Annotated in this window: 1 protein-coding gene; it reads left to right on the forward strand. The window is 37.0% G+C overall.

Annotated elements, in window-relative coordinates; translation table 11 throughout:
- Window positions 1-962 precede the first annotated feature (962 nt).
- A partial coding sequence (locus tag ACWA1B_RS05535) for an Ig-like domain-containing protein (RefSeq protein ID WP_456904840.1) occupies window positions 963-6106 on the forward strand: 5144 nt, incomplete at its 3' end.

Raw genomic sequence — 6106 nt, forward strand, 5'->3', positions numbered from 1 at the left:
AAAAATCTCCACCTTTATATGACACATTTTTTGTAAGGCGCTATCTTTTAGCTTGATACGTGTGTCTTTTTTTAGATGTAAGAAATAAAATACGCTCAATGTATTTTGTCGATAATAATTATCGACTAATGACACATTAGTTCATGATTTGTTTCATTGCATATTTTTAAATTTAATTTTTCAGTTATTATTACCATTAGAATTATTGTAAATTTTATCTTATATAAATATGTCTAAGATTGAATTAGTTTCTTACAGATAAAATGGAATTAAAAATTATCTAGAAAATCTTTTGACTTATATTATTAGTTATTAACTATTTTAAAATTTTGATAATCAAATACTTATTGTGTAAATAGATTTTTTTTTAGAATAAATTTAAAAATCAACACTGTTTTCTTTGTTAGATAAAAATAGTTTTAAAGAAAAATGTTCTATTGTGAAAATAGATTTAGAAAAATTAAATTTTTGCAATTTGGACCTTCGAAAAAAAACAAACAAATGTTAAGAACTCATATGATATTCTAATGTTGCTTGTTTTGTAAGATTTTTTAATGTTTTTCTTTTAAATGATTGATATTAATGATTTATTTACAACAATTTAAGAAAATTCTTCTATTTTGTTGCGAAATAAGCAGTTTTAGTGTTTTTTGAAATTGATTTTTGTCGAAAAAAGGTGTTATTCAACGTTTTTATAGGTATTTTGTCGACTAATGTAGCTAATTACTAGGTGTTTATATATTTTCGCGACACCAAAACTACCAAATAACCTATGACACAATTTTTATGTCTTGAACTAAAAAAGGTTCAAATGAATTTTGATTTTGATAAAAATCTTAAGGAAGATTTTATTTTCTTTTCAAAATCTAATCCCTATATTTTTTCGTATTTGTTCTATATGCTGAAAACTGTGGTAGTTTTTTCAGCTGGCAATATTTGCACTTCTCAAATCTCACTTGCGTATGCGTAACTCTACTTCTAATCAGTCTAGATTTTCTAGACTAAACTTTTTTATTGCATTTTTATTATTGATTAGCTACAGTGCTTCGGCTCAGTTCTATACAAAACATTATATAGCTCCAGCACCTTGGCAGTATTTTAGTAAATCCAATGAAATTGTAATTGCTACAAATTCAGTTTCACCTGTAACTATTACGCTATCTAGGAGTAATGGTGTTGTGGAGACAACTTTAACGGCTACAAAAGGAAATCCTGCAATTTACAGATTTGCTCTTTTAGCAAAAGATCTTCCGATGTATGCATTAAATACTGTAATTAATGGAGCAGGATTGATTGTTACAAGTACTGGACCTACTTCAGTAAATATGCGAAATGTTGCTTCTGATGATAATACAGGTGATAATGATGATAAATATCTGAAAGGTAATGCTGCATTGACTAGTTTTGGTGATGCAGGGCTTGGAGTGCGATTTAGAGTGGGTTATTATCGAGATGGAACTTTAGGAAATTTTGGAGGTTTTGGCGATCAGCGTCCAATTTACATCATTATGGCTACGGTTGATAATACAACAATAAAAATAAATAATGCAGTTGCGACTACTTTAAACTCAGGTCAAAGTTATTTATTTAAGGCGGCAATTGGGACGTTAGTAGAGTCTTCGAGTCCCACTGTAATGAATACATCAGCTGCAATTGATACACCTGATGGTTGTGGTGATAGTGCCTATAATCAGATTCCGCCTGAAACGGTTTTAGGAACTGAATATTTTATTGAAAGAGGAAAAGGAAATAATACAGCTGAGCAAACTACAGTTGTTGCAACAAAAGACGATACACACTTAGTAATAGATACCTATTCGACTACTGGTGCTATTGTGGGGTCTACAAATGTTACATTAGCAACAGCAGGAAGTTTTCATACTTTCAATAATGGATCTTTAAATACACCATTTTCGGCATCACGTGTTTCAGCAGACAAAAAAATCGTAGTATATTCAGGAACTGCCCAATCTTGTGAAGTTGATATTTCAACTATTGCTCCAGTATCGGAATGTGGAGGATCAAATTTTATTGAAACGGCCAAATTTAGAAATTACGGTACTGGTACATTACCTTACTTTGGATACATTCTTTTAAGAAGCGCAACAGATCCTGTTATGGTTAATGGGACTAATATTGAATTGATTAGTGGAATTACCGCTCGTCATCAATTAGGAACAACGGGTTGGTATATTATAAATTTTGAAGATACTCAAATATCAAGCCCAAATGTTCTTTCTCTTTCTAGTGATACAAAAATGACGGTATCAATTGTACAGCAAGGAGGAGGATTTTCTATGGCAGGATTTTTCTCGAATTTTGCTGCTCAGCCTGAAGAACCAACTTTAACTTATATTTCAGGAGGAGGTTGCACCAATAATACAGCTGAATTAACAACACCAGCAAATTTTGCTCCATACCAATGGTATTTTAATGGAACGGCTATTAGTGGTGCTAATTCATCAACTTATACAGCTACTAAAACGGGGAATTATTCTGTATCATCAACTTTGGCATGTGGAGCTCAAACACAATCAAAGCCAGTTACGGTTACCTTATGTACCGACTTAGGAATTACAAAGACAGTTGATAATGCAACGCCATGTATAGGAACCAATGTAGAATTTACTGTCAAAGTGAGTAATCTAGGAGGGAATAATGTTTCTGGAGTTTCAGTAAACGATTTGCTTCCTTCAGGATATACTTATGTAAGTTCAACTTCATCTGTAGGTATTTATGATTCTTCAACGGGTACTTGGAGTATTGGTGATGTTGATGCTCAGACATCGGTTACATTAAAAATTACGGCGACTGTAAAAGCAACTGGTAATTATACAAATACGGCGTCATTGCCCGCTTCAATAGATATAAATTCGGCAAATAATTCGGCGAGTGCTGCAGTAAATCCAAAGGTGTCAAATCTTATTGTCACAAATCCTGCAGCAGTTTGTTCACCGTCTACAGTTGATTTGACAGCTTCAGCTATTACGGCAGGAAGTAGTACGAATTTAACTCTTTCGTATTGGACAGATTCATTGGCAACAACATCATATACAACACCAACTACAGCAATTGCAGGAACTTATTATATAAAGGCAGTTTCGTCTGAAGGATGTGTGTTTGTAAAACCTGTTGTGGTGAATCAAAACCCTAAACCAACCACTCCAACAATTAATGTAAATTCAGGCCAAGCAACTTGTGGAACTTCAGGAAATATAGTTTTGAGATCTACTAGTTCTGCAAACACACTTGGAGGGACTGGAAGTACTTATTTTTGGTCAACAGGAGAGAATACAAGAAGTATTACAATTACAAATGATGGAACTTATTCTTTAAAAATAATTAATAGTTCGGGATGTATTAGTGATAGTTCTAATGTAATAGCAGTGACTGTTAAGCCAGCATCTCCAACTGTGGTCGCTAATCAATCGTTTTGTGCTTCTGAAAATAAAAAAGTGAGTGATTTGGTAGCGAGTGGAAGTAATTTAAAATGGTACAATCAATCCACAGGAGGAACGCAATATAATGCAAATGCAGCTCTAACTGCAGGCACCTATTATGTGAGTCAAACTAGTGTAAATGGATGTGAAAGTGATAGAAGCTCGGTACAAGTAACAATAAGTTCTTCTTCTGCACCAGTTGCTTCAGCTCAGACATTTTGTGCTGCTGAGAATAAAAAAATTAGTGATTTAATTGTTTCAGGAAGTAACTTAAAATGGTATAATCAATCCACAGGAGGAACACAATATTTAGGAACTGAAACATTAGTTACAAGGAATTATTATGTAAGTCAAACGGCAGGTAGTTGCGCAGAAAGTGCAAGAACTTTAGTAGCTGTGACAATTAATAATGTGCCAGGAGCACCAACTGCTTCATCTCAGACTTTTTGCGTCAATGAAGGCAAAACGGTCAATGACTTAGCAGTTACATTAACAACAGGGTCGACAAAAAAATGGTATGATGCTGCAACAGCGGGAACTGCCTATACAGGAACGGAATTATTGACAACAAGAACTTATTATGTAAGCCAGTCAAATGCTTGTGGTGAGAGTACAAGAACTGCAGTATTAGTAACTGTAAACACCACTTCAGCACCGATAGCTTCAGCCCAAACATTTTGTGCGACTGATAATAAAATAGTTAATGATTTAGTGGTTACTTTAACCTCAGGTGCAACTAAAAAATGGTATAATGCCAATTCAGGTGGAATAGCATATACCGGAACAGAAATATTATTTTCAGGAACTTATTTTGTTAGCCAAATTTTAAATGGCTGCGAAAGCACAAGAACAGCAGTAGCTGTTACGGTAAACAATACAGTAGCTCCAACGGCTAATTCTCAATCATTTTGTGCTGGTGATGCTAAAAAAATTAGTGATTTAACTGTTACTTCAGGAACAAATTTAAAGTGGTACAATACAAGTTCAGGAGGAACGCTTTATAACGGAACGGAAACATTAACATCAGGAAATTATTATGTAAGCCAAACACTTAATAATTGTGAAAGTAGCAGAATTTTAGTTGCAGTTACGGTAAACCCTACACCAGCGACACCAAGTATTTCTGCAGGAAGTTCAACAACGTTCTGTACAGGTGGAAGTGTGGTTTTGACTTCAACTAGCGGAATAGGTTACTTATGGTCAAACGGTTCAACAACTCAATCTATTACAGTTTCAAATTCAGGAAGCTATAGTGTTCAGGTAACAAACGCTTCGGGTTGCTATAGCATTTCTTCTACTCCTGTGACGGTAACTGTAAATACTATGCCTTCTGCACCTTCAGCTGCATCTCAAACATTTTGTGTAGTTGACGGAAAAACAGTAAATGATTTAGTAGCAACAGGAAATAATTTAAAATGGTATAATGCCAATTCTGGCGGAACATTATATTCAGGAACTGAAACACTGACCGATGGAACTTATTATGTAAGTCAGACCACAAATAATTGCGAAAGTATAAGAACATCTGTAAATGTTACAGTAACCCCGAAACCGGCCAAAGTGGTCACGACAGCCACGATCTGTTCTGGTGATACCTATAATTGGGCGGTGAACTCGACGGCTTATACGACAGGAGGAACCTATACCGTTACAAACAACGGCTGCACGGCGGATCAGGAACTTCAGTTGACGGTAACTCCGAAGCCTGCAAAAATCATAACAACGGCCACGATCTGCTCAGGCGAGGCTTATACATGGTCTGCAAACTCAGTTGACTATAGCGTCGGGGGCACTTATACGATATTGAACAACGGATGCACGGCCGATCAGGAACTGCAGTTGACGGTAACTCCGAAGCCTTCAAAAATCATAACGACGGCCACGATCTGTTCTGGCGACACTTATAATTGGGCGGTGAACTCGACGGCTTATACGACAGGCGGAACCTATACAATTACAAACAACGGCTGTACCGCCGATCAGGAACTTCAGTTGACGGTAACTCCGAAGCCTTCAAAAATCATAACGACGGCCACGATCTGCTCTGGGGAGACTTATACATGGTCTGCAAACTCAGTTGACTATACCGTCGGGGGAACTTATCCGCTATTGAACAACGGATGCGCGGCCGATCAGGAACTTCAGTTGACAGTGACTCCGAAGCCTGCAAAAATCATAACGACAGCCACGATCTGTTCTGGGGAGATTTATACATGGTCTGCAAACTCAGTTGACTATACCGTTGGGGGAACTTATCCGATATTGAACAACGGATGCACAGCCGATCAGGAACTGCAGTTGACGGTAACTCCGAAGCCTTCAAAAATCATAACGACGGCCACGATCTGTTCCGGTGATACCTATAATTGGGTGGTGAACTCGACGGCTTACACGACAGGCGGAACCTATACCGTTACAAACAACGGCTGCACGGCGGATCAGGAACTTCAGTTGACGGTAACTCCGAAGCCGGCAAAAATCATAACGACAGCCACGATCTGTTCTGGCGACACCTATAATTGGGCGGTCAACTCGACGGCTTACACGACAGGCGGAACCTATACCGTTACAAACAACGGATGTACGGCGGATCAGGAACTTCAGTTGACGGTAACTCCGAAGCCTTCAAAAATCATAACGGCGGCCACGATCTGCTCAGGCGAGAC

The sequence above is a fragment of the Flavobacterium xizangense genome (assembly GCF_054075145.1).